The organism is Streptomyces sp. CG 926 (assembly GCF_003148825.1).
In the GTDB taxonomy this organism is placed as follows: Bacteria; Actinomycetota; Actinomycetes; order Streptomycetales; family Streptomycetaceae; genus Streptomyces.
On record NZ_QGGZ01000013.1, the window covers coordinates 206,327 to 233,313 of the forward strand.

Sequence of the window (26,987 nt, forward strand, 5' to 3'; positions counted from 1 at the left end):
CGACTGAGCCGATACCGACACACTGCGCGCCCGCCGGGCGCGCCCGGGAGGGGAGAACCGGCCCTCAGGGAGGGACCGTCGGCCCTTTCCCGCGGATGCCCGACCCGAGGAGGGTGAATCCCGGTGGCGCCCGGTCCTTCCCCCGGCCGGCGCCACCCGTTCCGGCCAACGACCCCGATGCCTCGCGCATCAGTACGGAGGACAGCACCGTGAAGCGCACCCTCGTCGTCGGCGTGGACGGCTCCACAGAGAGCCGGGCCGCGGCCGACTGGGCGGCCGAGGAAGCCGAGCGACGTGACATGCACGTGCACCTGGTACACGCCTGGCTGTGGCAGCCACTGGCCGTCCCGGTCGTCCAGGACCGCGGCGTCGAGGCCCGCCGTGCCCAGGAGATCCTGGAGGAGACGCAGGCGGAGCTGACCCGCCACCACCCGCGACTCTCCCTCACCGCGGAGGTGGTGCCGGACGTCCCCGTGCCGGCCCTGCTGCGCGCCGCCAAGGACGCGGAGATGCTGGTGCTCGGCACGCGCGGTCACAGCGCTCTCGCCGGCTTCCTGCTGGGCTCCTACGGACAGCAGCTGATCGCCTCCACCGAATGCCCCGTCGTCTCCGTCCGCGCCCGGCACGGCATCGCTGCGCCCGGGCCCGCCGAGGGCGAGGTGGTCGTCGGCCAACAGGGTGGCGTGGAGGAATCCGCCGACGTACTGCGCTTCGCCTTCGAGGCGGCCGCCGCACGAAGGTCGCCCCTGCGCGCCGTCCGGGCCTGGAGCATGCCGCCGGTCTACGGTTACAGCCCCGGATCGTTGTGGATCGCCGACCAGCTGGGCGGGCTGGAACCGTACGAGAAGGCGGCGCTGGAGCAGGCTCTGGAGCCGTGGCGGGTGAGGTATCCCGAGGTGGACGTCATCGCGCACGTGGAGCACGGCAGCGCGGGGCACGTGCTGCTGTCCGTCGCTTCGGACGCTCAACTGCTGGTCGTCGGCCGGCAGATCAGGGACTCGGCGCTCGGCACACGTACCGGATCGGTGGCCCATGCGGTCCTGCACCACTCGGCCTGTCCGGTCGCCGTCGTGCCGCACCACTGAACCGCCGACGGACGTATGGACCGGGCGCACCCCTCGGGACCGGCCCGGTCCGCTTCCGAGATGGCACCTACCGGGGGGCCGAGTGCCGGCCGGTCGGTGCCAGCGCGTGGCTGGCGATCACGGCGGCCTGGACGCGCCGCTCCACCCCGAGCTTGACGAACAGCCGCGAGATGATGTTCTTCACGGTCTTCTCGGCCAGGTAGAGGCGCTTGCCGATCTCCCGGTTGGTGAGGCCCTCGCTGACCATGAGAAGGATTTCCTTCTCGCGGTCCGTGAAGCCGGCGAGTCCCGGGACCCGTTCCTCCTGCGGCACTTTGCCGCGCATGCGGGCCATCAGCCGTGTGGTGGCACCGGGGTCGAGCATCGACTGTCCAGATGCGACCGTCCGTACGGCGGTCACCAGGTCGGTGCCGGTGATCTGCTTCAGGACGTATCCCGAGGCTCCCGCCATCACGGCATCCAGGAGGGCCTCCTCGTCGTCGAACGAGGTGAGCATGAGACATGCCAACTCGGGCATCTGTGAGCGCAGCTCACGGCACACGCTCACCCCATCGCCGTCCTGGAGCCGCACGTCCAGGATCGCCACCCGGGGACGCAGCGCCGGAATGCGGGCCAGTGCCTGTTGCGCCGTGCCGGCCTCACCGACCACGGTGAGGTCGGGCTCGGCGTCCAGCAGGTCGTGCACCCCCCGGCGGACGACCTCGTGGTCGTCGAGCAAGAAGACGGTGATGGGGTCCGTCGCGGGGGAGGGGGCACCGCTGCCGGTCATGAGCGACTCCTTCGACTGGGTCCGTCCTGGACACAGGAACACCGGCATCCTGCCCGCCTGAGGGCCGAACGGCCAGGGCCGATCGGCCCTCATCGACGGAGCCGTGCGGGGAATGCCAGATCCCGACGAGTCCCCCGGGAACGGGACCTTCGGCCCTGCCGAAGGGACCTGCCGGGCCTTTCGAGCGGCCCCGGCGCCGGTGGAGTGTTGTCGCACGAGGAACGGCAGCGGCTCGACGAAGTCGCGCGCAGCGCGGAGGACGCCATGACAACCGCCCTGATCAACTTGCAGACTGTGGCGCGCGACGACCGCGCTCTGAGAGTCGCCCTGGCCGGGGAGCTGGACTGCTACACCGCAGAACAGGTGGGGCCCCGTCTGCGTGAACTGGCTGAGTCCGACTGCAGGAACCTGGTCCTGGACCTGTGTCGCCTTTCCTTCTGTGACAGCGCGGGCATCGACCTTTTCGTACGTCTGGACCGCCGCTGCCGTGCTGCGGGCACGCGGCTCCTCCTCTGTGACGTACCGCCTCCGGTGGTCAAGTCCATCCGCGTGCTCGGCGCCGACCGAGACCTGAGGCTCGTCGTCTCGTGAGGACGCCCGCTGTCAGGACTCGAAGGCAGAGGGAAGGGGCTGTACGGCAGGGGCCCTTCGATTGATCGGCATGGACGCTGGAGAACCGTGAGGACAGATCGGGGCCGGACGAAGGAACGCGAGATGGATCAGGCAGGTAGGGAGCGAAGCGCCCGTCGGAGGAGCATGATGGCCGAACGGCACATGCGCGAACTGGACCGGGCCGAAGCCCTGGGACTGCTCGCATCGGTGTCGCTGGGACGTATCGTCTTCACACAGCACGCGCTGCCCGCCGTCCGGCCGGTGAACCACCTCGTCGACGGCGAGGACATCGTGATCCGGATCCACGAAGGCGGTGCTCTGGCCGCTCTCACGGCGCCTGGGGACGGTCCTGGGGTGGTGGTTGCCTACGAAGCGGATGCCATCGATCCCGTCACCCACCTGGGGTGGAGCGTCGTCGTCACCGGTTACGCTCGGCCGGTGGCCGAGGCCGAGGAAGCCGCACGGTACGCGGCCCTGCTGCACCCGTGGGTGAGGCAGCCGATGACCTGCGCCGTGCGGATCCGCCCTGATCTCGTGACCGGCTTCCGGCTGGACACCGCACCACCGTCGAGCGTCCCGGTGATCTGCGGCTGATTCCGTGCCCACGTCCTCAGCCGGTGCCCGGGATCGGTGCACGCCACACCAGCCGGCTGCCGCCCTCCTCGGGAGATTCGATGGTGAAGGTCCCGCCCACGTCCTGCGCCCGCTCGTCGAGGTTGCGCAGACCACTTCTGCGCCCCTGTTCGGGGATGCCCTTGCCGTTGTCCGAGACGGTCAGGACGAGCTCGCCGGGCCCAGCCTTGAGGGTCACCCCGACCCGGGTCGCCTGTGCGTGACGAGCCGCGTTACTGAGGAGTTCACCCAGTGCGGCGAGTACGTGATCGGCGATCTGAAGGGGAACGTCGGTGTCGAGGAGTCCCTCCATGCTCAGGCGCGGTGGATGGCCCAGGGCCGTGGCCGCGTCCCCGACCGCGCGGGCGGCGCGTGCGCGCAGCCCGGGTCCGGCCTCACGGTCCTTCGTGCGGAGACCGAAGATCGTGGAGCGGATGATCTTGATGGTCTCGTCCAGGTCGTCGACCGCCCGGCCGACCCGCTCGGCGGCCCCTTCGTGCTCCACGAGCCGGGCGGCGCTCTGCAAGGTCATACCGGTGGCGAAAAGCCGCTGGATGGCCAGGTCGTGGAGGTCACGAGCAATCCTGTCGCGCTCTTCGAGCAGGGCGATCTGCTCGGTGTCCCGACGCCGCTCCGCCAGCTCCAGAGCGATCGCGGCCTGCCCCGCGAAAGCGACGAGCGGTTCCAGTTCGCCCTCGCCGAACACCGGATCACCCGCCGAGCGTGAGAGCAGCAGCACGCCTCGGCTCTCCTCACCCGTAGTGCCCAGCGGAACCGCTACGGCAGGCCCCAGACCGTCCTGCCGCGGGACCTGAGACCCATCCGGGTACTGCCTGTGCCCGTCGTCCCCGGCCAGTATCGCTGTCATCGGTTTGCCTGTCCGATGCGCGGTCCCGCTGAGCGTGCCGTCGATGGGAATGACGAGGCCCTGCCACGCGTCTCCGTTCGCACCCGCCGCGAATTCCACGACCAAGCCATCGACGCCGTCCACCGGAACGGCGATGTGCGCGAGCCGTGCCGCGGTGATCTCCTGGGCGCGGCGGGCGATGAGCTCCAGCACCGCGGGGCGCGAACTGCCGGACAGAAGGCTCTCGGTGATCTCCGCGTTCGCCTTGAGCCATCGCTGCTGGCGCTGCGAGCCCTCGTAGAGCCTCGCGTTGTCGATCGCCACGCCCGCAGCGACCGAGAGGGTGGAGATCACGGTCTCGTCCTCGGTGTCGAAGTCGACCCCGCCCCGCTTGTCGGTCAGGTAGAGATTCCCGAACACCTCGTCACGGACCCGGATCGGCACGCCCAGAAACGTACGCATGGGTGGGTGCTGGGCCGGAAACCCGTGGGACGAGGAGTGCGCCCCGAGATCGGTCAGGCGCAACGGCTCCGGGTGGTGGATCACCTCACCGAGCAATCCGTGGCCGGCCGGCAGGGGGCCGATAGCGCCGATCTGCTCGTGGGTGAGCCCCACGGTCAAGAACTGCGCGAGCCTGCGCCCGTCGGGACCGATCACGCCGAGCGCCCCGTATTCGGCGTCCACCAGCAGCGCAGCCGCCTCGACGATCCGACGGAGCACCTGGGCGAGATCCAGCTCGCGTCCCACCGAGACGACGGCCTCCAGCAGGCTGTGCACCCGGTCCCGGGTACCGCGCACCTCGTCGATGCGGACCTGGAGTTCCTCCAGCAGCTCGTCCAGCCGCATGCGCGGCACCCGCGTCAAAGGATCCCCCACAGCCACGTGCTTCCCCTCCGATCGCCGGGGTGCTGTCCCGGCTGAGGCCAGCGTATCGATACGCCGTCCTGAAGGGTTGGGTTGCGCAAGGATGCCCGCGACGACAGATGCCATCAAGTGCGGCGTGACGCGAACGGGCATTCTCCGTCGGTGCCCTGATTCCAAGCAGTGTCTCCACCTCGGCCGATGGACGCCGACCGCCGCGCGTCGGAAATGATCGAGTCCGCCTCCGGTCTGCGGCGCCGCTCGGCCGGTCGGGAGGGGCCGACCGGCCCTCGTCGGAGCCCGACCGGCCCATGCCGGAAGAAGCCGGAGGGGCGACAGTGGGCACGAGAGGGCGATCGGGCACCGAGACCGTAGTGGGAAGGGACGGACACCTGCGATGCAGCGGTACGTGTACGACTTGACCGAGGACGGCCCGGACACGGCCGCATCGCTGGGGGACAAGGGGGCCGGTCTGGCCGAGATGACCCGCATGGGGCTTCCGGTACCCCCCGGTTTCACTGTCACCACCGAGGCGTGCCGCGTCTTCCTCGCGACGGGTGAGCCGCCGGTGGAACTGGCCGGCCAGATGGCGGAAAACCTGGCGGTGTTGGAGCAGCGAGTCGGCAAGCGCCTCGGGCAGGTGAACAATCCCCTGCTGCTCTCCGTCCGTCCGGGGGCCGGATCTTCGACGCCCGGGGGGATGGAGACGGTCCTCGACGTGGGCCTCAACGACCTCTCCGTCCTCGGGCTGGGTGTCGCACCAGGAAACGAGCGGTTCGCGTGGGACTCCTACAGACGCCTGGTACGGATGTTCGGCAGCACGGTCATGGGAGTCGACGACTCGCTCTTCGAGGAAGTCATCCTCCGTATCGAACGCCACCATGCGGTGGCTGACGAGGGTCGGCTCGACGCGGTCGACCTCATCAGACTCGTGGAGACGTTCAAGGACCTGATTGCGGAACGGACCGGAGGAGAGTTCCCGCAGGATCCGGCCGAGCAGCTCCGTCTGGCGGTCGTGGCCGCCTTCGCGTCGTGGAACGGAGAGCGTGCGCGGCTGCACCGCCGCCGTGGTCACCTCCTTGATCCGGGCATCGCGGTCAGCGTCCAGAGCATGGTCTTCGGCAATCTCGGCCCCGACTCCGGCAGTGGCGTCGCCTTTACCAGGGACCCGGCCACCGGCAGGCGGGGTGTGTACGGAAGGTATCTGCCCAACGCCCAGGGCGAGGACGTGGTGGACGGGATTCGGGACACCGTGCCGCTCGGGCGACTCGCGGAGCTCGCCCCCGGGGCCTACGCACGATTGCACGACTGCATGGAACGACTTGAGGACCGGTACGACGACCGGTGCGACATCGAGTTCACCGTCGAACGCGGAACGCTGTGGATGCTGCAGACCGATGTCGGTAAGCGGCGGCCGCAAGGTGCCTCGGCACCGCTGACCAGTCCGTCGACGGAGGCAAGTGCTTCGGCACAGGAAGGGCGATCGTCGGAGCCGGCAGGGCGCAAGCCTCCGCCGACGATCGGGCGTTGATGACCGGCGCCCTCAACCGGTAAGGCCGGTGCTTCCTGGCACCGTGTACGTATGGGGCACTGCGGACAGCACGGTGAGTTCGAAGGCTGCCCGCCCGACGGCCGAGGGAGTACTCGGCGCCTACCCGTTTCACCGGCCCCAACGGCTGGCCGAGCTGATTGTCCAGCACGTGAGGACGAACCGAGCCGGCTCCGCTACGGCGGCCGAGTTGCAGGGATCCGGCGTTCCGCACCCGCCCGAGGTGCCGTCGTGCTCTCATCGATCGGTGGACACCCTCTCAGTGCCCGGGTCGGAGCAGATCCCGCGGACGGTACGGGAAGACGCCGACGCTCCTGTTCGGTACGGAGCGTCGGCGGCTGGAGCGCCGACAGGACCTCAGTTCGAGAACCGGTCGAGCAGCCAGGTGAACAGGGCACGGGCGGCGCCGCCGACAGCGGCACCGAGTACGGTCGCCGCCCAGGGCCTCGGCTCGCGGCGAGGCGTACGGGGCCGGCTGGGTCGACGGGGCCGGCGGGTGCGGGACATCGTCATCGTTCTCCTTCGGGACGGACGTCGGATGGTGGCGTCGGCCGACGAAGAAGACGATCCGGGTCTTGGTGCCCGCAGCGCGGCAATTGGGACGCCTCAAAAATGCCAGGGGATCTGCCCTGGTCACACCAGGTGTGGATGTGGATCACCCGGGACGATCCGGGACGGGCCTCAGAGTGGGGAGAGCCGACATGGCGGCAATGGAAGACGCTCGGCGGAACTTTGCGGGAGCGCTTTCCGAGGTACGTAGAGATGCCGGGTCTCCCTCGCTCACCGTGCTGGCAAGGGCCAGCGGTGGGCGACTGACGAGGTCCACCATCGGCAGGGTGCTTCTGGGCCAGTTCGTGGAACCTCCGGAGTGGGAGTTCGTCGACTTCTTCCTCAAGGCCTGCAGGGCGTTCGCCGAAGAGACGAGGAGGTCGGTGGACGGATCGCTCTTCAAGGAGACCTCATGGCGACGACGCCATGCAGATCTGGTGATCAAGTGGGAGACGCACCGGAGGGATGAAGGGGCCGAGCTCCCTCCGGGAGTCCAGCGTTTTCCACTGAAGGAAGTGCGGCCGCCGGTTGCGGATCTAGGTGAGCAGCCGAGCCAGTTGCTGCTGGCCCGCCACGAGGTGGTGCCCTTCACCGGCCGTGCGGACGAGCTGACCACGTTGGAGCGCTGGCGGGACGGGAAAACGTCGGACGGACGGCCGATCGTGGCCTCGGTGGCGTTGCTGCACGGGCGAGGAGGGCAGGGGAAGACCCGACTGGCCACCGAACTGGCCCGCCGCACGGCCGCCGAAGGGGGATGGAAGGTGTGGCAGGCCGTCCGGACCGGCAAGGTCACGATGGACACTCCCCGCCCCAAGAAGTCGGCGCTGGGACGCAACGCGCTCGTGGTGGTCGACTACGCCGAACGCTGGCACGCGCAGGAGCTCGATTCCCTGATGGGGAAGCTCTCCGCCCGGCGCGGCGCACGGCTGCGAGTCCTGCTCATCGCCCGCTCGGAGAGTTGGTGGTCTTCCCTGGTCGACGATTTCCGCAAAATGGGCTACGCGGATGAAGCGATCCCGGTGAAGGCGCTGTCCGAGGGGGACACCGCCGCTCGGCTCGAGGCGTTCACGGTCGCCCGCGAGCGCTTCGCCGACGCCCTCGGGGTGCCGGAGAAGGAAGCCGAGACCATCGCGGAGCCAGGGAACCTGGACCACGAGGCCTACGGTTTGACGCTTACTGTGCACATGGCCGCGCTGGTGGCCGTGTACGCCCACATCTGCCGCGGCGAAGCACCACGCAATCCGGGCGCGCTGTCGGCGTACCTGCTGGACCGCGAATACAGCCACTGGGCGAAGCTGGCGCAGGCCAAGAACAACTGCGCCGCACCGGACGGCGTCATGGCGCAGGCCAAGAACAACTACGCCGTACCTGCGCACGTCATGGCGCAGACGGTGTACACCGCGACCCTCACGCGTCCCAGGCCGCTCCCGGCGGCGCTCGCCGCCCTGAAGGACGCCTTGGTGGGTGATCCGGCGTCCCATCTTCAGGTCTTGGAGGAACACGCCGCGTGCTACCCCGCCGGTGATGCGCAGACGTACCTGGAGCCGCTCTACCCCGACCGCCTCGGCGAGGACTTCGTAGGCCTCAGCACACCGGGTGCCCCGGCCGGCGGGCGCCTGCGGATGGGCTGGGCCGGGCGGGCCGCGGCGCGGCTGCTCGGAGTCAACGCCGACGTTCCCGCCGATGCCGACGCCGCCGGCGTTCGAACCGACGCCCCCGCTCCGGAGTGGCGCCGCGATGTCCTCACCAACCTGATCAACGCCGCCGCGCGCTGGCCCCACCTCGCCGCCGGCGAACTGGCCCCATTGGCCCACGAGCATCCCGACCTCATGCTCCACGCGGGCAATGCCGCCCTGGCCACCTTGGCCCGGATCGAGGAGATCCCCCTCGAAACGCTGGAAGCCATCGAGGCGGTCGCTCCCCGGACGGATCCAGACCTCGATGTGGGGATCGCCGAAGTCACCGATCGTTTTTCGTCCGCCGAACGGATCCGGTCCATCGCGGACCCCGCCGCCAAGACCGTCCTCTACGCGAAGAAGGCGTGGCGCCTGTCCAACTCGGGCCGGCACGACGACGCCCTGGAGGCGATGGAGAACGCGGTGGCACTCCACCGCGTCCTCGCGCGCGGCACCCAGGCGGAACAGTTGTCCGCCCTCGCGTGGGCGCTGAACAGCCTGAGCAACGAACTGCACTGGACCGGGCGCCACCGGGCCGCGCTGGAAGCGGCCGAGGAATCCGTGGCGATCCTCGTGGCGGTCGTGCGGAACCGTCCCGAGAAGATCGGCAGTCTTGCGGTCGCCTTCATGACCCTGTCCCTGCGGCTCGATCAGCAGGGGCAGACCGCCCGGGGTCTCGAACTCCTGGAGCACGCGGTCGACATCACCCGGCTCACGGCCGAGGCGAGTCCGGCGGATTTCCGTCCCGACCTGGCAGGAATGCTTCACAACCTGGGATCCCAACTCTCCCACGTCGGCCGGTACTCGGAGGCCTTGGCCGCGGAAACCGAAGCCGTGTCCATCTACCGGCAGCTGATGGAGCAGGAGCCCCGGGCCTACAGCGGCGACGTGGCCAACGCACTCGACGGCCTGGCGGTCGCACTGGGCGGTGAAGGCCGTCACCGGGAGGCCCTGATGTCCAGCGAGGAGGCGGTCGGTTTCCTTCGGGCCGGCGCCGAGGACAATCCCGGCGCCTACGGGCCGCTCCTCGCCAACGCCGTGCTGAACCTCGGTGTCGGGTTCGGCGAGTCGGGTTCCTTGCAGGAGGCCGTACGGTACTGCCGCGAAGCCGTCGGCATGTCCCGCGAGCTCGCGTTCGCAAGCCGGACGGCCCACCTGCCGCTCCTCGCCAGGTCGGTGATGAACCTCGGTATCTGGCTCGGCGAGTCGGGATTCCCCCGGGAGGCCGTCGGATTCTCCGAGGAGGCGGTTGCGCTGTTCCGCGAACTCGTCGGGCTCGACTCCGAGAGTCACCTCCCCGATCTTGCGGAGGCGCTGTTGAATCTCGGACCGCGCTTGGCGCACACCGACCGGCCCGCGGAGGGCCGGGACGCCTGCGCCGAAGCCGTCGAACTGTACCGTCGGCTGACTCCTGACAATCCCGTCGTGTATCGCCGCAAACTCGCCGTCGCGCTGATCAACATGGGGAACGGGCACTCCCGGCAACGGGATCCCGCCGGGGCCGTGGAGTGTTTCAGGGAGGCGGCCGACCTGGCCCGTGAGGTCGCGGAGGACAACCCTGGCGCGGGCCTGCCGATCCTGGCCGGCGTCCTGACCAACCTCGCGACCCAGTTGAGCAGGGCGGGACTGTCGGCGTCGTCCGTCACAGCGGCCCAGGAAGCCGTAGGCATCCGGGGGCCCCTGGCGGAGGCCGACCCCGGCACACACGAGCCCGGCCTGGCAGCAGCACGGGTGGTCCTCTGCGACGTGCTGAGCGGGGTGGGCCGTCATGAGGAGGCGGCCAAGGAGGGTGCGTCGGCGGTCGCCGTGCTGCAGAGGCTCGCCCACACCGCCCCGGAGGCCCATCGCCTGCACCTGGCGCTCTCGCTCAAGAGCCTCGGTCTGCCGCTGACGGAGTTGAACCGCCTGCACCAGGCCGGCGCGGTCGCAGAGCAGGAGGTCGAAGTCTGGCGCCACCTGGCGCAGGCCGACCCCGTCGGCCATGAGTTCGAGTTGGGCATGGCCCTGGACCGGCTCAGCGACAACCTTGCGCAAGTGGGGCGGCACGAAGAGGCGGTCATGGTCGGCGAGCAGGCAGTCGTACTCTGGCGGCGCCTCGACCACCCCGCCGCTGATCAGCTGCTGGCGCTCGCCCTCAGCAACCTTGGCGGCCCGCTGACGGAACTGAACCGGCACGAGGACGTCATCGCCGCCGGGGAAGAGGCGCTCCCCGTCTGGCGCCGGCTCGCCCGGGAGAACCCGAACACCTGTCGGCCCCAGCTCGCGCATCTGCTGCTTGTCCTGGTGATGGCGCGGATCAGCCAGAAGCACGGCCTGCGCGAGGCGCTGACCGAGGCGGAGGAGGCGGTGGAGGTCTTCGCCGCGCTGGCCGCACAGAACCCGCTGCTGTTCCGGCCCTTGCTGAACGAGGCACTGCGGCTACGCGCCCATCTGCGCGCCACCGGCCTCCCGTAGCGGGGCCGGCTCGACCTTCGACCTCCGGTCCCCTTCGAGCTGCACGACGTGGACGGCGAGGCGAAGGCCGGGCCCGCGAGCTTGCCGCCGCCCTGCACGCCGCCCTCTACGGCGCCGCCCCGGCTGGGTGATCGCGTCATGCCGTCGAGCGTCCCGAGGCGTGGGGCGTCCCGTCACGCCATGCCCCAGGGTCGAGCCCGCCGCCCCGCACCATGTGCAGGACGAAGGCGGCAGCGTTGCCCGCGGCGGTCCTCTGTGCCGCCCCGGTCTTCTGAGCGCACCAGTCGGAAACGCCTTTCACCAGGATCCACGGGGTGCCTTCGCGCGCGGCGGCCGCGTACAGGCCTCCGGCCTCCATTTCGGCGGCGAGTGCATCTGGTTCCTGCTTCAACAGGGCGTCCCGGTGGGGGGCGAAGTCGACGAGGGCCCCCGAGGACAGCACCAGCCCGGTGTGGACAGCGGGGCCGGCCCAGTCGACGCGCGCACTGCGGAGTCGATCGAGCAACAGAACGGATGTGGACACCTTGTCGCCCCGCAACGTCACGGTGATCTGTTCCGCGTCACCGCCCACCCGGCGGTGGTCCATCTCCCGTACCTGCTCGGCGACCACGATGTCACCCAGGACCTGGCGGCCTCGGGGAGAGGCTTCGCCGTCGAGGGCGAATCCGGGTTTCAGGCCACCGCAGATGCCGACCATGATCAGGAAGTCCGGCCTCAGCCGTGCCAGCAGGTTCGGCACCACCAGCGCCGAACCGGACGGCGCCAGCGAGGACTGCCCGCACCGGGCGACGTGGAGGGCCACCTCGCTGATGCACCCCTGCTCGAACACGGTCTGGTCACCGAGGAAGCGGGCTTTCGGGGTGACGCCGTTGACCGCCGCGACCGCCTCGAACACCGCATCCTGTTCGACATCGGTAGCCACGAGCAGCAAGAGCTTCGTTCGCTGGTCCATGGTCCTCCTGAGGGCGACGTGAGGCGCGCGCCGGGTACTTCGCGCCCTGGCCGACTGCCGGGTGGCGACAGCGCCTACGAGGACTCCGGTCACAGCCATCGCACTGACAAGCCATCCGAAAACGTACGACGTGAGCGTGTCGGGCGCCAGCCCCGGGGGGTCGTTGAGGAACAGCCGCTGGCTCAGCCATCGCAACGCCCGCGGATAGTCGGCCGGCCGCCCGGCGCAGTGCTCCGCACAGGCAGCGCGCTCCCAGCCGGCCACGAGCACGGGCCCGGCCAACAGTACGGCCACGACCGCTGTGGCGTACCAGAGTGCGAACGAGCCGGACACCACGCGCCGAGCCGCTGGATCGTCGCCTTCGACCTCCGGTAGCAGCACCAGCACATCGGTCGGACCGCCGGTCACGCGTTGGGCTCGGCTCCGGTGGTCCAGGCGTTCGCGCACCGCCGTCGTGGTGACTCCGCGAAGAGGCACCAGCAGTGTCTCGATCGCGCCGCCCCGCTGTACCCCGAAGCCGAGGTTCGCCGCCGCGGCCCTGGCTCGTCCGCCGACCAGCGCCCCCAGTCGCCCGGTGGCGCGCCGCAGCAGTTCGTCCGTACGCCGCAGATCTTCCAGGTGTACCAGCGCAAGGGTCCAGTACGCGCCGTCCGACGGCTGCGTGGCCGGGCCGGCCGACCGGGAGCGGCCGGTGTCGCTGCGCCACAGCGTCCGCGCAGCGGTCACACAGACCCCGGTCGTCCACACGGCGGTGTACAGCACCGTCGCGAGTACCAGTACGAGGACGGCCGTCCGGGCCGAGGCGAAGGGCAGCAGGACCGCAATGACGGCGTAGGCCACGGCGAGCGGGACGATGAAGACCAGTCGTTCCCAGTGCCGGTCGGCGAGCCTCAGCAGGGCGTGGCCCGCCGACAGTGCCGGGGTGGGGTGGACGGATGCCGCCGGCGGCTCCAACAGGGCGAAGCCGTGCGGGTCCAGCCAGACGAGCCTCGCGTCGCGGGCCGCTGCACACAGCATCACCGCCAAAGGGGCGCGCGACCTCGTCAGGCCCGAGCTTCCGCGCTCCCGCAATGCCGCGATCGAGGCGGGACCGTGCTCCGCCGCGCGCACCGCCCGGGCGGCGTAGAGGCACTGGGCGAAGGAAGGCGACACCGCCACCGAGGCATCGGCCATCGAGCACCTTTCCCCTCTTCAGCTCCGGGCCGTCGCCGAACGGCCTGTCGAGGTTCGCCGAACCGAGTGATCTACGCCACAGTAGCGGCTACTGTGGCGGTGCGTCATACGGCCCAGAGGACAGGGGAGTTCTCTGCCGGAGCGACCACCGCCGTGCCGTTGTCCACACGTCGCACGGCCGTGCTGCCGGATGACTGTTCGGTCGAGCGGCGGCGCCCTGAGCGTCGCAGGGGAGTGGTGCATGAGCGCTGAGGCATCTGACGGCAGGGAGCGGGCCTTCCCGTTCTACGTGGTGTGCGACGTCTCGCAGTCGATGTGGAAGGAGGGCGTCTACAAACCCTCGGGGGACGCGGGGCGGCTTGCGGGGCGCACCCCGTACGACGCGCTCTGCGAGGCCGTGCCGGACCTGCTGTGGAAACTGCAGCTGGACGCTACGGCCTGTGACGCCGCGCACATCAGCGTCGTCACCTTCGCCGAGAGCCCGCGCACGGTGGTACCCCTGGCACGGCCGGACACCGTGAACCACATCGACTCGCTGCCGAAAGGGAGTCAGACCGACTACGCCAAAGTCCTGGCCCATCTGGCGCGCCAGGTCGACCAGGACTGCCGGGAGCTGGAGCGGGAGTACGCCCTCAAGCGCCCGACCGTCTTCTTCCTCACCGACGGCGATCCGTACGTGGGCTCCGCACGTCAGCCGGACGACGCCTGGCTGCCGTACCGCGCGCAACTGGTCGGCCTGAAATGGGCACCCCAGGTGGCTGCTTTCGGCTTCGGGAACGTTCGCCCTGCGACCTTGGTCCGCCTGGCCACCCCGGCGATGGGCGACGGTCGTCAGTCGCGACCGATGGCGTTCCGGTCCACTGCGCAGGTGTCGGTCAGTGATCTGCTGGAAGCGCTGATCGACACCCTCTTCATCAGTATCAGCGCCTCCGTTTCGGAGGACAAGCTCGACCTGCGTGTTCCGGAGGGCATGCAATGGCTGGCTTGATCATTGCTCTACTGGCCGTCGTCAGTGCGGCGCTCCTGTTCTTCGTGGCCGCGAGCATTGCCACCGGTGTGCGTCGGCGGGGCGTACCGTCATCCCGGTTTCGGGGAGTGCTGACCGGTATCCCCCTGCTCGGTGCCCGCTGGCGTCGTGCCCGGCGCCGGCGCCGCACCGGCGGAGGCGGGAGTACGCCTTCCGCCCCGCTGCCGTGCTTGTCGGGTACGGCAGAGGAACACGGCCACCGCCCCGCGACCGACCTCCGGACGGGGAAGGAGTCGCCGCCGGAGCGGCACGAGGTGAACGGACCCAGGACAGCCCACATGGCACGACCGGCCGTGCTTCCCCTGACGTCCGCCTGCCACTCTTCGCCATCGGCCGGGGTGTCACCCGACCGGGAACACCAGGCATCGACGTCAGCCGTCGACCAACCTGCCGACGGTGAGGCGGACCGACCGGGTGAGGCGGACCGTCCGGCTGTTGTGGGCCCCGGCGGCGGGAACCGCCATTGTGTCGAACCGGGGGTACCGGGCCGAGGGTCGTCCGGCAGACACCGCAAGGGCGCCGACGGCGCCTCTCCCGGCCCGGCCGTCGACACCGTCGGGGCAGAAGCGCCCTCCGACCCGCCGCCGCTGGTGGCGGGACGTCCACCCCGCCCCGTACCGGTACGGCTGTCAGCCACGGCCACGCACGCCCGTGCGGCCATGGCGGTCGACGGTGGCTCGGTGCACGGGCTCACCGTCCGCACCGCGACCGTCCGAGGTCGTAGCCACATGCAGACCGGCGAGGAGCGCCACGACGCCTACGTGGTCCGCACGGACCCCGCCCTACCCTGGATCGTCGCGGTCGTGGCGGACGGCGTCAGTTCCTCCATGAACGCCGGCGAGGCAGCCGCCGAGGCTGTTGCCCACGCCGGCCAGCTCGTCCTCGACCGGCTCCGTTCCGAAGGTCCCCCCGACGGCCCCCACTGGTGGACCGGGGTGTTCGAGCGGACCGCGATCGCCATCGCCGCACACACCGAAGGGCTTCCTCGGCGCGAACCGCCGGCTGCACGTCGCCGCATGATGGAGCCCAGCCCTGCGGCCACCACCCTCGCCGTGTTGGTGGCACCCGCCGAACCGACGCGCGACCTCCGGCTCTTCTCCGCCGTCGTGGGAGACAGCCGGATCCTGCGACTGCACGACGGCGCTTGGAGTGCTTTGCTCGACGCACGGGACTCGACGACGGGATCCGACCGGGTGCAGACCCTGCCCCGTCACCCCGAGGCGATGTGTGCCACCGAGTCCGTGTGGCGGCAGGACGAAGTCTTGGTGCTCGCGACCGACGGGTTCGCCGACGCCATCGGCCCCGCGTCGCCTTTGGCACTGGCTCTCGCGGACCGGTGGAGGCGGCCGCCATCGCTCCCCGGATTCCTGAGGGACGTCGATTTCCGCAAGGCCACCTACAACGATGACCGGACCGTGATTGCCCTGTGGCAGGGAAATGCGGACTCCGCGGTCGCTTGACACCCCGGTTCACCGCCATCCGGCGCGACCGCCCGCCATCGACGGACCAAGGAAGGAGGTGCCGACGTGTTAGGCCCGCTCACCGTCGCAGTCACAGAACTCCAGTTGGGGCCCACCGCCTTCCGCGGTGCCGGACAGGCCAGGTCGTTGGACCTCTGCCAGGCACCCGGCCACCCCATGGTGCTCATCAAGTGGTATACCGCCGACGCCCGCAACGAGCTCAACCGGCATGCCCTGGACGCGCTCGTGGCATGGCGGTCAGGGCTGGAACCCTCCGACCGCGCTGAGCTGGACCGGCGTTGCGCCTGGCCGCGGGCCACCGTGACCGACGACGACGGCGTGTGCGGCGTCCTGATCGCACCCGCGGGCGAGGATTTCGGCGACACCCTGCGCCGAGGCGGCCGTTCTGTCGCACGCCCCCGGGCGATCGACGACCTGGCCCGTACCCGCGAAGCAGCCGCCCGCGTCCAACTGCCCTACTACGAGGCGCCGCTGAAGCTGGCTGTGCTGGCCCGTCTCGTCGAGACCACCCAGTGGCTGCACTCCCACGGCTTCGCGGTCGGAGACCTGCAGCCCAAGAACGCCCTCTTCGCGACGGAAGGGGGTATCCGGGTTCACCTCATCGACTGTGACTCGTGTGTCTTCCTGGACGGTGCCCCGGTGTTCCCGCCGGCCGACCCGGAAAGCTGGAAACTGCCGGGAGCACGCGGGTTCAGCGAGGTCACCGACTACGGCAAGCTCGCGTGGTCGGTCGTGCGCAGCGTTCAGGAGAACCTTGAGGCCACCACCATCGACGAGGCCGGACTGAGAGCCGTGATCGACTCCCGGACCCTGGAAACCATCGTGGCCTGCAGCCGCGGCGAGGTCCTCCCGGAGACCCCCGGAGTGTGGGCGTCCCGGGCCAGGACATGGCCGCGTCTGGTCACCCCGTCGGGGTTGTACGTCACGGTGGACGGCAGCCTGCTGCGCCGCTGGGACCCCTTGCCCCGCGATCCGGACCCCGCCGACTTCTCCCCACCGGCTCCAGGCCCCGCTGACGACTACGTGCCCCCACCGCCGGACGCCCCGGACGTGGCTCAAGGCCCTGCCCCGGATCCGGTGCAGATGCCGGACCCTGCATCGGCGACCCCCGCGTCCGTCTCGTCCGAGGCCGGACGAGCGGTCGCGGGCAACCGCCGCACCCCTCCCCCCAGACACAGGGACCGGCTCGTGTACGCCGTGGTCGCCGTACTGGCCCTGGTGGCTCTCGCCCTCGCCGGATACGGCGTACACGCGGCCGTGACCTGGCTCGAGGGCCTCTTCTAGTCCACGGAGCGAAGGCGGCTCACGCCGACAAGGGGCGGGAAGCGGTCGCCACCCGCCCCCGCCCCCGCAGGTCTTACCCGCCCATGTCTTGGCCCACTTGGAGGCAGACCCCATGACCCGCTCGGCGAATCCGCTGGTGATCGGAGTGGACGGCCGCTACATCACACTGGACCCGGGCCGCTCGTACCGGATCGGTACAGCGCCACACTGCGAAATCCGGCTCCCAGGGCCCGGTCCGGCGGCCGAGATGGGAACGCTCCTGCACCGTTTGCACTGGACCCTCGGTGGTCTGCCTTCCGACTCCCGCGTATGGCTGGGCGACACCGAGATCGTCGGCCGCGTCGTCCACCTGCGGATGGTCCCCGACGGCACACCCCTGCTCGTCCGCACCCCGAGTGGGGAGGCGAGGATCGGTATCGGACGAACCGGAGCCACGCGTCCGACGCCCGATTCAGCCGTCCCCTCGGCCCGCACGGCCCGGTCCCCTTCCGCGGATCAGGGCACGGGGTCCGGCCGCACGGACGGCGTCGCTGACGGCGCGGCGACCCGGCGGTTGCACCGCATCGGGCCCACCACTGTCATCGGCCGCGCGGACGGCCGGGGATCGGATGACGCTCCCGGACGCATCGCCGTCCCGGGCCTGGGTGTCGCCGCCCGTCACGCGACACTTACCCGCCGGGCCCCGGGGGAGTACCACGTGGCCGACCACGGACGCGGAAGCGGTACTTTCACCGGTGGCCGCGCGGTGCTGTGGGCGCGCATCACCCCCGGAGCCACCTTCTCCGTCGGTCGCAGCCGGTTCACACTGGTTCAGGACGGCGTACTGGAAGAAGTACGGTACGGAACGTCCGCCGGGCTGGCAGTCGAAGGACTCCGGGCCGTTCATGGCAACGACACCGCGCTGGACGATCTCACCTTCACGCTGGAAGCGGGCCAGGTGCTCGCTGTCCTCGGCCCCTCGGGTGCGGGTAAGACCACGCTGTTCCGGGCGCTGCTCGGCGAGGTGACGGTGACGGGCGGCCGGGCCGTCCTGCAAGGGCTCGACAGCCGCACCGACGCGGCCCAGGTCCGGCTGCTCCTCGGCTTGGTCCCTCAGGACGACGACCTCCACCGCACCATCACCGTGCGCCAAGTGCTCGACTACGCGGCCCGGCTCAGGATGGCGTCGGACGTCACGGCCGCCGACCGCGGAGCGCGCGTGGAGGCGGTCTGCGGCGGACTGAACATCGCCGACCGCATGGACACCCAGGTCAATGACCTCTCCGGCGGTGAACGGAAAAGGGTGTCCATCGCCTTGGAGATCCTCGGCGACCCCTCGCTGCTGATGCTCGACGAACCGACGTCCGGACTCGACCCCGGGGCTGCCAGAGAGGTGATGCGGCTCCTGCGGAGCGCGGCCGACCGAGGTTGCACCGTCATCCTCGTCACCCACTCGACCGACCAGCTCCACGGCGTCGACCAGCTTCTGCTGCTCGCACCCGGTGGGCGGTCCCTGTACTTCGGTCCGCCCGGGGACGTCCTCGGCTCCATGGACGCGCCCGACTACCCGACCCTGATGGACCGCTCCCGCGCCGCCGGGCCCGACCCGTCCGCCCGGCCCGGCCGGTTCGCCCGGTTCATCCGGTTCGTCCGGTCCGGCCGATCCGGATCCGCCGGACCGGGCGGCGCCGCGAGGCCCGGGGCCGCCGGCCGCCGTCACCGGAGTGAGGAGACCGCCCGGCGGACCGCCGCAACACGCCACCGCCCCAGGAGCCACCGCCCGGCCCGCCAGACGGTGATCCTCACCCGCAGGGAGCTGTCGTTGTTGGCCGCCCGAGGGCCGGCCGGCCTGCTGGGACTCGTCGGCCTCGCGATGGTCTGCGGCGCCTTCGCAGCCCTGGTCGCCTCAGACCGGGGCCTCGGCGGCGGCCCGGGGGGCAACCCCGAGGCCCTCCAGGTGGTGAACCTGCTGATCATCGGTGCCGTCCTCTGCGGTCAGGCCCTCTCCTACGGGAACGTGGTCGCCGACTTCCCGATCGTGCGCCGCGAGTTCCGCACCGGGGTGTCACCCGGGCCCGTGGTGGCCGCCAAAGCCCTCGTGTACGCGGGGGTCGGCACCATTCAGGCGGTGGCCTCCGCATCGGTGTACCTGGTCTTCAGGCCTGGGCCCGCCGCAGCGTTCGGCCTCCCCTCGGTGATGCTCCTCGTGCTGCCGCTGATCGGCACCGTTGTCTGTTCGATGGCGCTCGGCCTGCTCGTGTCCGTCTGCGCCGACCGGCTGGAACGCGCGGTGACCCTGGTGACGTTCGCCTCCGTCTGCCAGGTAGCCCTCAACGGGGTGCCTTTCAAACTGACCTCCGGGCCCCTGCACCTGGCTTCACTGGTCGTGCCCGCCCGCTGGGGGCAGGCTGCGCTGGGATCCCTGACCGATGTGGGGCGTCTGGTCCCGGGGGCGCCCCACGACCCCCTGTGGGCGCACCGGATCGGCCGAGCCGCGCTGGACAACGCCATGCTCGCCCTGCTGACAGCACTCTTCCTCACCGCCGCTTGGCTGGTGCTGCGCCACCGGCTCCGGCCGATCTGAACTGCCTGTATGCCCGCAGCGGCCGAAGGGAAGGGATACCACGGCCGCCCAGGTACGCGGCCAACACGTACTGAATCGCCACGAACTGACGCAGCGACGGAAGTAGGGGGTGGGGACATGCCGGAACCCGGTGCCATATCCACGGAGCAACTGCTGCTCCTCGAATACGAGCGGCTCAAGGACGAGCAGCGGGCCCGCATCGGCTTCCGGGACAACCTGCTGTACGCGACCCTGGCCTCCGTCGCGGGCATCCTCGTCCTGCATGTCCAGTCCAAAACCCCTGGAACACTCCTCCTCCTACCGCCGGTCACTGTTCTGCTGGGCTGGACCTACCTCGTCAACGACGAGAAGATCTCGGCCATCGGCCGATATGTGCGCACCCGCATCGCACCTCATTTCACAACCGAGAGTGAGAACGGCCAGGAGGTGTTCGGCTGGGAGGCCGCCCACCGCGACGACCCTCGGCGACGGTCGCGCAAGCGGTTGCAACTGGCGGTGGACCTTCTGTGTTTCTGCGGACCACCGATCGGGGCTGTCGCCGTCTACTGGTCCGCAGGTCACACCGCGCCGGCCCTGGTTGCCGTGTCCGTCGCCGAGGTGCTGGCCACCGTGCTGCTCGCCTGGCAGATCGTGGCCTACGCAGACCTTGCCGCCACCAGCTGACGACCGATACCGGAGCAGCTGATACAGGGCGACTGACTTCGCCGCCGGGTACGCGGAGACCTGGATTCGGGGAGGGGCCGAGGAGGCCGCGCCAGGGCACCTGCGTGGCGGCCCGAGGAGTGCTCGCCGTAGCGGGAGACCAGGGGTCCCCGACGAACTGACCGAGTACGTCAAGGCCCGCCACACATCGAGAAGCTGCGGGCCCTGCGCGACCTCGGCGTCGACCGCTTCGCCGTCCACGCCATGCCCGACGCGCGGGAGGCCACGATCGACGCATACGGCTTCGGGGTCATTCCGCTGGTCGGCTGAGCCCGGGAGTGCGTGCGGGGCCGTCCGGCCCGGCACGCCTCCCCGGCGCCTACCGGGGAGGCAGTCCGGCCTGCGTGGCCTGCGTCGGTACCCGTACCGTGAGCAGGTCGGCGACCCCGGCGACCTCGCGCAACGACTTCGAGAGCGACGTCAGCACCTGGCGCACGGACTCGATCTCCGCCCGCAATTCGGCAGCACGCTCCCACTGCCGGTCGTGCGTGACCGGATCGACGTTCTCGGGCCGCTTCGCCTCGTGCGCGGTCAGCAGCGGATGCCACCGGCTGAGCAGCGGCCGGATGGAGAGGTTGAGTACATTCACCGCCAGCACCCCGAAGGTCACCTGCCCCGGTGCGACGTGCGGTGCGACGGCGGGTCCGTACCGCCGCAGGATCTCCCGGGTGGTCCCGAACATCGTGTAGAGGGAGGACAGCGCCTCGCGCAGCAGCCCTTCGTCCTCGCCGAGTTCGATGACCGATACCCGCGTGGCGAGCTCGACGTACAGCTCCCAAGCAGCCTGCCTTTCGACGTCGTCCGGCTGCCACGTCCCGCTGATCTCTCCGATGAGTGGGAACCCGAGCTTGACGTTGATCTCCTGCGCCTTGAACCGGCCGCCCCGGCGCCTGCGCCCGAAGAGTCGTCCTAAGCCCATCGCGTGAACCTCCTCCCGCCGCCAATCGCAGCTCCGTGCATATGAGTTACCCGAGCCTACACAGGCAAACCCGGTCGCACGGGGACTCGGCCCGCGACCGCAAGAAGCGGAACTCGCCCGATCGGCTGCGCCGGACGATGGCCGATTGTTACTGTCTGCGGCAGTCGACGCCGCCGGGGGGCGCGGACGTGCGGAGCCGCGAACCGCCGCCGGCGTGCGCGCAGCAGCACGGGCCGGGACGACCAGGGGGACAGCATCATGCCGGACGAGGGATTACCTGCCGCAGCGACGGAGGACGCCGGGCCCGCAGCGCCCGTGGTGGAGGACTACGACGCCTTCATCTCCTACACCCACAAGCCCGACCACGCAATGGCGAAGGCGATTCAGCGGGGCCTGCTCTCCCTGGGCCGCAAGGCCTGGCGAGCTCCGTCTCTCAGGGTGTTCCGTGACGAGGAGACGCTTTACAACACCGGCAACCTGCCGACGACCCTGCAGCGCCACCTCGACCGGTCCCGCTACCTGATCCTCGTGGCCTCGCCGGCATCGGCGGAGGCGCCGTACGTACGAACGGAACTCGCGTACTGGCTCGCCAACAAGCCCTGCGAGAGGATCCTCATCGCGGTGGCCGGCGGTGGGATCAGCTGGCCGCAGCAGAACACGGACTTCGACTGGACCGAATCCACAGCGCTGGCGAACGACGTATTCGCGGGCAAGTTCACCGAGACGCCCCTCTGGAGCGACTTCCGGGGACTCACGGACAAGAAGGGGCAACCGCTCACCCTCCGCGACGATAGGTTCCTCGACCAGATCGCCAAGCTCGGCGCACGGCTTCACGGGGTGCAGAAGGAACAGCTGGTCAGCATCGAGCGGCGCAACCAGCGCAACGCCCTGCGGCTGGCCTGGAGCGTGGCCGCGCTACTGCTGGCCCTCGCCGTGACTGCAGGGCTGCTGTACTTCGAGGCGGACGAGCAGCGCAAGGAGGCGGAGCTGCGTGCGCGCGAGGCGACGAGCCGCCGCCTCGCAGCCCTGAGTCGGACGGTCCAGGGCAAGGACGGCTCCCTGCAATACCTGTTGGCCGCGCAGGCCCAACGGATGGCGGCGACAACGGAGGCCAGGGGGGCGCTTTTCGAGGCCGCGGCCGGCTCCGACCGCCAGCGCGTCCTGCAGGGCACCCAGTCACTGGCCCGTCTGGTGGGACACGAACAGGGCGTCAAAGCCGTGCGCTTCTCGCCCGGCGGTGCCCGGGCCGGGACCGTGGACGGCCTCGGCGCCGTGCGTGTGTGGGCCACGGGCGCGGCCGGTGACCCGGTCGCGGTGCCGGGCCTGAAGGAGCCCCGGCTGACCTTCACGGCGGACGGCGAATTCGTCGTGTCCGACGGTTCCCGCCTCCAGTGGCGCGACGCCGTGAGCGGCGCCGTTCGCGAGAACAGGGACCTGGGATTCGTCCCCGCCCACATCGAATGGCTCGGCAGCGGCCGGACGGTCCTGGCCGCCGGCCCGGACGGCACGGTCGTCGCCGCCCGCCCGGACGGTGGCACGGACCGGGCGCCCGACAGCGGCTCGTCCGCCGTCACGTTCCTGGGATCGCCCGCCCACGCGGAGGTGGCCGTCGTCGCCACCGCCGACGGCGCCGTCACCGTCCGCCGCAAGAAGGACCTGGCCGTCGAGGCCCGCTGGAAGCTGGACCCGGGGGCCGGACGCCCTGTCGCGGTGAGCGCCGACGGATCCCGGATCGCCGTCCTCGACGACGCGGCCCGGCAACCGGCCCGCGACGCTGTGGGCGTCCCCGTCGTCTCCGTCCGGTCGACCAAGGACGGCAAGCAGGTCGGCCTGGTCCGGACCTCCGAGTACTACATCCCGAAGGACGCCGCGTTCATCGGCGGCAGTTCCCGCGTGGTCGTGGTCACGAGCGGCGGCGTCGACGGCGCACCGGGGCAGCTCCTGACGGCTGATCCGGCGAAGGACGAGCCCGCCACCAGCCCGGGAGTAGCCGTCCCGACCACGGCGTTCACGGTCCGGAGCAGCGATGACGGCCGCCGCGTCCTGGTCGGCGGGGGTGATCCGACCGCGTACGTCAACGCGATCGGACCGCAGGATGCCGACTTCGGCGCGAGCGTCCTCCCGGAGGGCATCACACCTGTCCTGCCCCTGAGCGTCGCCGGGGCCACCGGCCGCATCGTGGTCCGGCAGAAGGGCGAGGTGGGGTTCGCGGACATCGGGACGGGAAAACCGGGCGCTACGGTCAAAACCACCATGGTCACCGCCGGAGAGAGAGCGGCCATCAGCACGAACGGCCGATGGCTGATCACCCCGACCGGGGACGTGTTCGACCTCCAGGACCCGGCGGCCCCCGAGCGAACCGGGCAGATCCCCAAACCGGTCGGCGGACTCGACTTCGACGGATCCGGGGACCGGGTCGCCTACGTGGCCGGCCCGGAGGATCTCGTCGTCGCCGACCTGCCGTCACTGGCCGTCCAACATGGCTCGGCCGGTCGCCGTCTGTGCTCCGCGAGCCCGTGCCAGGCGGTCGTCGCGCTCAGTCCCGACGGGCAGCTGCTCGCCGTCCGTACGGAGTCCGAGAACGGCACCTCCGGGAAGCTGCCCCCGGGTGCGGACCCGGCCGACTCCCCCGCCGACTACGGCCGGACCCCCCTCGTCCTCATCTCACTCCGCGACGGCTGGAACGTCCGGGCCGTCCTCGACCTCGCCGAGCCGGGACCGGTCGAGTTCCAGGACGACCGGACCCTGCTCGTGCAGGCCGGCACGAGCCTGCTGACGGTCGATGCCGCGGCGCCGACCAAGCCGCCGGTGACGCGCTCGGCGGACCAGCAGGGCGCCTGGTCCTTCGGCGCCGGACGGGCGGACAAGGACCTCGCGATCGCCGGGCAGTGCAAGGTCTCCCTGACCGACCCGCTCACGTGGGGGGAGATCGCCACGGTCCCCTACGACGGCGTGCACACCGACGGGGGCTGCGACGCGGCCTTCGCGGCCTGGGCAGGGGAGACCCTGCTGACCCACGACGGTGGCGACTGCTACCAGCCCGCTTCCGGCGAGTGCCCCCTTCGACGGTGGAACACACGCGCCGAGCAGCTCGTCCCGCGCGTGTGCGCGCTGGCGGCGCGGAACCTCACCGCCGGAGAGTGGAGCCAGTACCTGCCGGACTGGCCGTACGAGCGGACGTGCCCGGAGTTCGGGAAGCCGTCCGCGAGCACGTCCGTCGCACCGGCGGCCGGGGCAGGGTCGGCCACGCCCGTAGCGCCCGGCCCCGGTTCCCCCACGGACTCCTCTCCCGGCCCGGCAGCCTCCTCGGCGACCCCGACCCGGACGGCCGCACCCGAGCCGACGCGGACCCCTCCCACCGCCCCGTCCGGCGAGTCCGCCGGTGCGCACCCGCCGGGCTCCGTACCCACAGGCACGGGCGGCTGTACGCCGGGGCGGAGCGAGCTGTACCGCTGCACCGTCGGCAAGCGGGACGGCGCCCCCTACCAGGACACCCCGTCCGGAAAGCCCCTGGAGGGAACGGTCACCCAGGGCGAACATCCGTTCCGCTGCCAGAAGCGGGGACCGGCACACACGTACGGCGCCTTCCACAACGACTGGTGGGCCCGGGTCGTCCTGCGCGAGGCGACCGGGGACGGCGGCTGGGTCAACGCCGTCTACCTGTCGGGGGGTGCCAACGACGAGCCGGTGCCGGGACTGCCGGTCTGCACGACGGGTTGAGCGGGGTGGCTCTGTCCGGCAGGTGTACCCGGGCGGGGTGGCCGGCGTCGCCCGGCGGGCTTGGCCGGCTCGCCGGCCGGGGCGCCGTCCACGTCGGTCTTGGGCCTCGACACCCGGTGGTCGGGGCGGTGTCGGGCCCGGACGCCACGCCCCCGGCATCCGTATGCCGGCGGGGCAGCACGCGCCGGCCCGACGGCCGCCGCGTGCTGACCCAGCTGTGCGGCTCGATCCCTCAGTCCGTGCGCACGGCTGGTTGCCCTCCCTTCAGGGCCTCGCCGAGCGGCCGTTCGGGGCCGGGCACGATGCTGATGAAGGGCACGCCGGTGCGCGGGTGCTCGACGATCTCGGCTTCGACCCCGTACACGTCGGACAGGAGCCGTGCCGTGAGGACCTCCTCGGGCTTCCCGGTGGCGATGACGCGGCCGCCGGCCATGACGCAGATCCGGTCGCAGAAGGCCGCGGCCAGGTTCAGGTCATGGAGCGCCACGACCGTGGTGACCCCGAGCCGTCTCACGAGCCGTAGGGCGGCGAGCTGGTGGCGCAGGTCGAGATGGTTGGTCGGCTCGTCCAGGACCATGGTCCCCGTGCGCTGGGCGAGCGCGCGGGCGATCAGGACCCGCTGCTTCTCGCCGCCCGACAGCCGGTCGAACGGAGCATGCGCGAGGTCGGAGACGTGCAGTTCGGCCAGGGACCGCGTGATGATGTCGCGGTCGTCCGCGTCGTCGCCGGCGAAGGCCCGCTTGTGCGGGGTGCGGCCCATGGCGACCACGTCGTACACCGTCAGTTCGAAGTCTCCGGACGTCTCCTGCAGTACGGCCGCGAGGCGCTGCGCGAGCCGCTTGCCGGGCATCCGCCAGACGTCCTCACCGTCGAGCAGGATCCGGCCGGAGGTGGGCCGCAGCGCCCGGTAGAAGGTGCGCAGCAGGGTGGACTTGCCGGCGCCGTTGGGGCCGACCAGGCCCACGACCTCCCCGGGCGCCACGTGCAGGGACACCCCGTCCACAAGCGGCCTGCCGTTCACGACGACGCTGACGCTCTCGGCGTCGAGCGCGCCGGGCTCGCAGGCGGAGGCGGAGTCGGAGACCGACCGGGATCGGTTCGTCACCGGGCCGCCTTCCGTCGCATGAGCCAGAGGAAGAACGGGCCGCCGACCAGGGCGGTGAGGATGCCGACGGGTATCTCCTCCGGGCTCATCAGCGTGCGCGCCGCCAAATCGGCGCTGATCAGGAAAGCAGCTCCCAGCAGAGCTGCGGCGGGCAGCGCCCGGCGGTGGTCGGCGCCCACGAGCAGCCGCACCACGTGCGGCATGATCAGCCCGACGAAACCGATCTGTCCGCTGACCGCGACGATCGTGCCGATCATCAGGGCCACCAGCGTGAACAGGGCGCCGCGGAAGCGGTGGACGTCCAGTCCGAGGGCTGCCGCGGCCTCCTCCCCGGCCAGCAGCAGGTTGAGCGGACGGCAGACGCCGATCAGCACGGCCGCGCCGGTCAGTACGGCGCCCACCGGGATCCACACCGTGGTCCAGGTGGTGCCCGCGAGTCCGCCGAGCATCCAGCGCAGCGCCGACTGCGTCTTGTGCGGGTCGTTCGAGGTGACGATCAGGAAGCTCGCCAGCGCCGACAGCACCTCGGCCATGGCCACACCCGCCAGGACCAGGCGCACCGTCGTCATCCGCCCACCGGAGCGGGCCAGGAAGTACACCGCGAGCAAGGCGGCCAGGGCGCCGCAGAAGGCGGCCACCGGCAGGGTGAACAGCCCGAACACCGTCAGATTCAGTACCAGGACCAGCACCGCGCCGACCGACGCGCCCGAGGACACCCCCAGCAGCATCGGGTCGGCCAACGGGTTGCGGACCAGGGCCTGCAGTGCCATACCGGCAACCGACAGTCCCGCGCCGACCACGCCCGCCAGCAGGACCCGCGGGAGGCGGACATCGACGACGATCGTCTCGCGCACCGGCGTCCACGTGGGATCGACGAGGGTCGGGTGTACGCGATGCAGGAGGATGCCCCACACCTGATCGGCGGGCACACTGATCGACCCCACCGCGATGCCCGCCGTGCCGGCGCAGGCCACCAGGACGGCGAGGACGGCGAGTACCACGCCGTACGGGATGCCGGGCCGCCCCGCGCGGGCGGTCCGGCCGCTG

General features: G+C 70.9%; 17 protein-coding genes and 2 pseudogenes. 12 read left to right on the forward strand and 7 right to left on the reverse strand.

All coding sequences use genetic code 11. The annotated features are described in order from the left end of the window. The first annotated feature begins 209 nt into the window (after positions 1-209). Positions 210-1,085, forward strand: coding sequence for a universal stress protein (locus tag BCL76_RS31185; protein WP_109782750.1), 876 nt, complete (start codon positions 210-212; stop codon positions 1,083-1,085). A 67-nt stretch (positions 1,086-1,152) separates the two neighbouring features. Here BCL76_RS31185 and BCL76_RS31190 read toward each other — a convergent pair whose 3' ends face one another. Then, on the reverse strand, positions 1,153-1,854 hold the full coding sequence (locus BCL76_RS31190) for a response regulator (protein ID WP_109782701.1): 702 nt from the start codon (positions 1,852-1,854) through the stop codon (positions 1,153-1,155). A 207-nt stretch (positions 1,855-2,061) separates the two neighbouring features. Here BCL76_RS31190 and BCL76_RS31195 point away from each other — a divergent pair, with 207 nt between their 5' ends. Further along, positions 2,062-2,445, forward strand: a complete 384-nt coding sequence (locus BCL76_RS31195) for an STAS domain-containing protein (protein ID WP_146228455.1) — start codon at positions 2,062-2,064, stop codon at positions 2,443-2,445. 165 nt (positions 2,446-2,610) lie between these two features. Continuing rightward, the gene (locus tag BCL76_RS31200; protein ID WP_375137984.1) at positions 2,611-3,060 is read left to right on the forward strand and encodes a pyridoxamine 5'-phosphate oxidase family protein; all 450 of its coding nucleotides are present in this window, start codon (positions 2,611-2,613) and stop codon (positions 3,058-3,060) included. Positions 3,061-3,076: 16 nt separating this feature from the next. On the opposite strand, the gene BCL76_RS31205 is transcribed toward BCL76_RS31200, so the two are convergent. Further along, entirely contained in the window at positions 3,077-4,771 is a 1,695-nt protein-coding gene (locus BCL76_RS31205; protein ID WP_109782704.1) for a sensor histidine kinase, read from the reverse strand. Positions 4,772-5,183: 412 nt separating this feature from the next. Between BCL76_RS31205 and BCL76_RS31210 the strand changes: the two are divergent. Continuing rightward, a pseudogene (locus BCL76_RS31210) lies at positions 5,184-6,266 on the forward strand (PEP/pyruvate-binding domain-containing protein); the annotation flags it as partial. A gap of 426 nt (positions 6,267-6,692) precedes the next feature. Here BCL76_RS31210 and BCL76_RS39205 read toward each other — a convergent pair. Continuing rightward, positions 6,693-6,842, reverse strand: coding sequence for a hypothetical protein (locus tag BCL76_RS39205; RefSeq protein WP_181382799.1), 150 nt, complete (start codon positions 6,840-6,842; stop codon positions 6,693-6,695). Between the two features lie 329 nt (positions 6,843-7,171). Between BCL76_RS39205 and BCL76_RS31215 the strand changes: the two genes are divergently transcribed. Beyond that, a complete protein-coding gene (locus BCL76_RS31215) occupies positions 7,172-11,014 on the forward strand; it encodes a tetratricopeptide repeat protein (protein WP_146228456.1) in 3,843 nt (1,280 codons plus the stop codon). Between the two features lie 136 nt (positions 11,015-11,150). Here BCL76_RS31215 and BCL76_RS31220 read toward each other — a convergent pair whose 3' ends face one another. Continuing rightward, positions 11,151-13,139 (reverse strand): 5'-methylthioadenosine/S-adenosylhomocysteine nucleosidase family protein, encoded by a 1,989-nt coding sequence (locus BCL76_RS31220; RefSeq protein WP_109782707.1) that lies wholly within the window; start codon positions 13,137-13,139, stop codon positions 11,151-11,153. A 241-nt stretch (positions 13,140-13,380) separates the two neighbouring features. Between BCL76_RS31220 and BCL76_RS31225 the strand changes: the two genes are divergently transcribed. The 6 genes and pseudogenes from BCL76_RS31225 to BCL76_RS40070 all read left to right on the forward strand — a co-directional run. Beyond that, positions 13,381-14,127, forward strand: a complete 747-nt coding sequence (locus BCL76_RS31225; RefSeq protein WP_181382800.1) for a vWA domain-containing protein — start codon at positions 13,381-13,383, stop codon at positions 14,125-14,127. 698 nt (positions 14,128-14,825) lie between these two features. Beyond that, positions 14,826-15,626, forward strand: a complete 801-nt coding sequence (locus BCL76_RS39210; protein WP_181382801.1) for a protein phosphatase 2C domain-containing protein — start codon at positions 14,826-14,828, stop codon at positions 15,624-15,626. Between the two features lie 66 nt (positions 15,627-15,692). Then, the gene (locus tag BCL76_RS31235; RefSeq protein WP_146228457.1) at positions 15,693-16,931 is read left to right on the forward strand and encodes a hypothetical protein; all 1,239 of its coding nucleotides are present in this window, start codon (positions 15,693-15,695) and stop codon (positions 16,929-16,931) included. A gap of 355 nt (positions 16,932-17,286) precedes the next feature. After that, entirely contained in the window at positions 17,287-19,494 is a 2,208-nt protein-coding gene (locus BCL76_RS31240; RefSeq protein WP_375137986.1) for an ATP-binding cassette domain-containing protein, read from the forward strand. Positions 19,495-19,611: 117 nt separating this feature from the next. After that, the gene (locus BCL76_RS31245) at positions 19,612-20,157 is read left to right on the forward strand and encodes a hypothetical protein (protein WP_109782712.1); all 546 of its coding nucleotides are present in this window, start codon (positions 19,612-19,614) and stop codon (positions 20,155-20,157) included. Positions 20,158-20,340: 183 nt separating this feature from the next. Next, positions 20,341-20,466, forward strand: a pseudogene (locus BCL76_RS40070) (TIGR03842 family LLM class F420-dependent oxidoreductase); the annotation flags it as partial. Between the two features lie 49 nt (positions 20,467-20,515). Here BCL76_RS40070 and BCL76_RS31255 read toward each other — a convergent pair. Then, entirely contained in the window at positions 20,516-21,115 is a 600-nt protein-coding gene (locus BCL76_RS31255) for a hypothetical protein (RefSeq protein WP_109782713.1), read from the reverse strand. Between the two features lie 258 nt (positions 21,116-21,373). Between BCL76_RS31255 and BCL76_RS31260 the strand changes: the two genes are divergently transcribed. Beyond that, on the forward strand, positions 21,374-24,835 hold the full coding sequence (locus tag BCL76_RS31260) for a TIR domain-containing protein (RefSeq protein ID WP_109782714.1): 3,462 nt from the start codon (positions 21,374-21,376) through the stop codon (positions 24,833-24,835). A 232-nt stretch (positions 24,836-25,067) separates the two neighbouring features. On the opposite strand, the gene BCL76_RS31265 is transcribed toward BCL76_RS31260, so the two are convergent. Both BCL76_RS31265 and BCL76_RS31270 read right to left on the reverse strand, forming a co-directional pair. Further along, positions 25,068-25,967 (reverse strand): ABC transporter ATP-binding protein, encoded by a 900-nt coding sequence (locus tag BCL76_RS31265; RefSeq protein WP_375137987.1) that lies wholly within the window; start codon positions 25,965-25,967, stop codon positions 25,068-25,070. Further along, positions 25,937-26,953 carry a FecCD family ABC transporter permease gene (locus tag BCL76_RS31270; RefSeq protein ID WP_181382805.1) on the reverse strand — a complete coding sequence of 339 codons (1,017 nt, stop codon included), beginning with the start codon at positions 26,951-26,953 and terminating at the stop codon, positions 25,937-25,939. Before BCL76_RS31270 ends, BCL76_RS31265 begins: the two co-directional genes overlap by 31 nt. Positions 26,954-26,987: the final 34 nt, after the last annotated feature.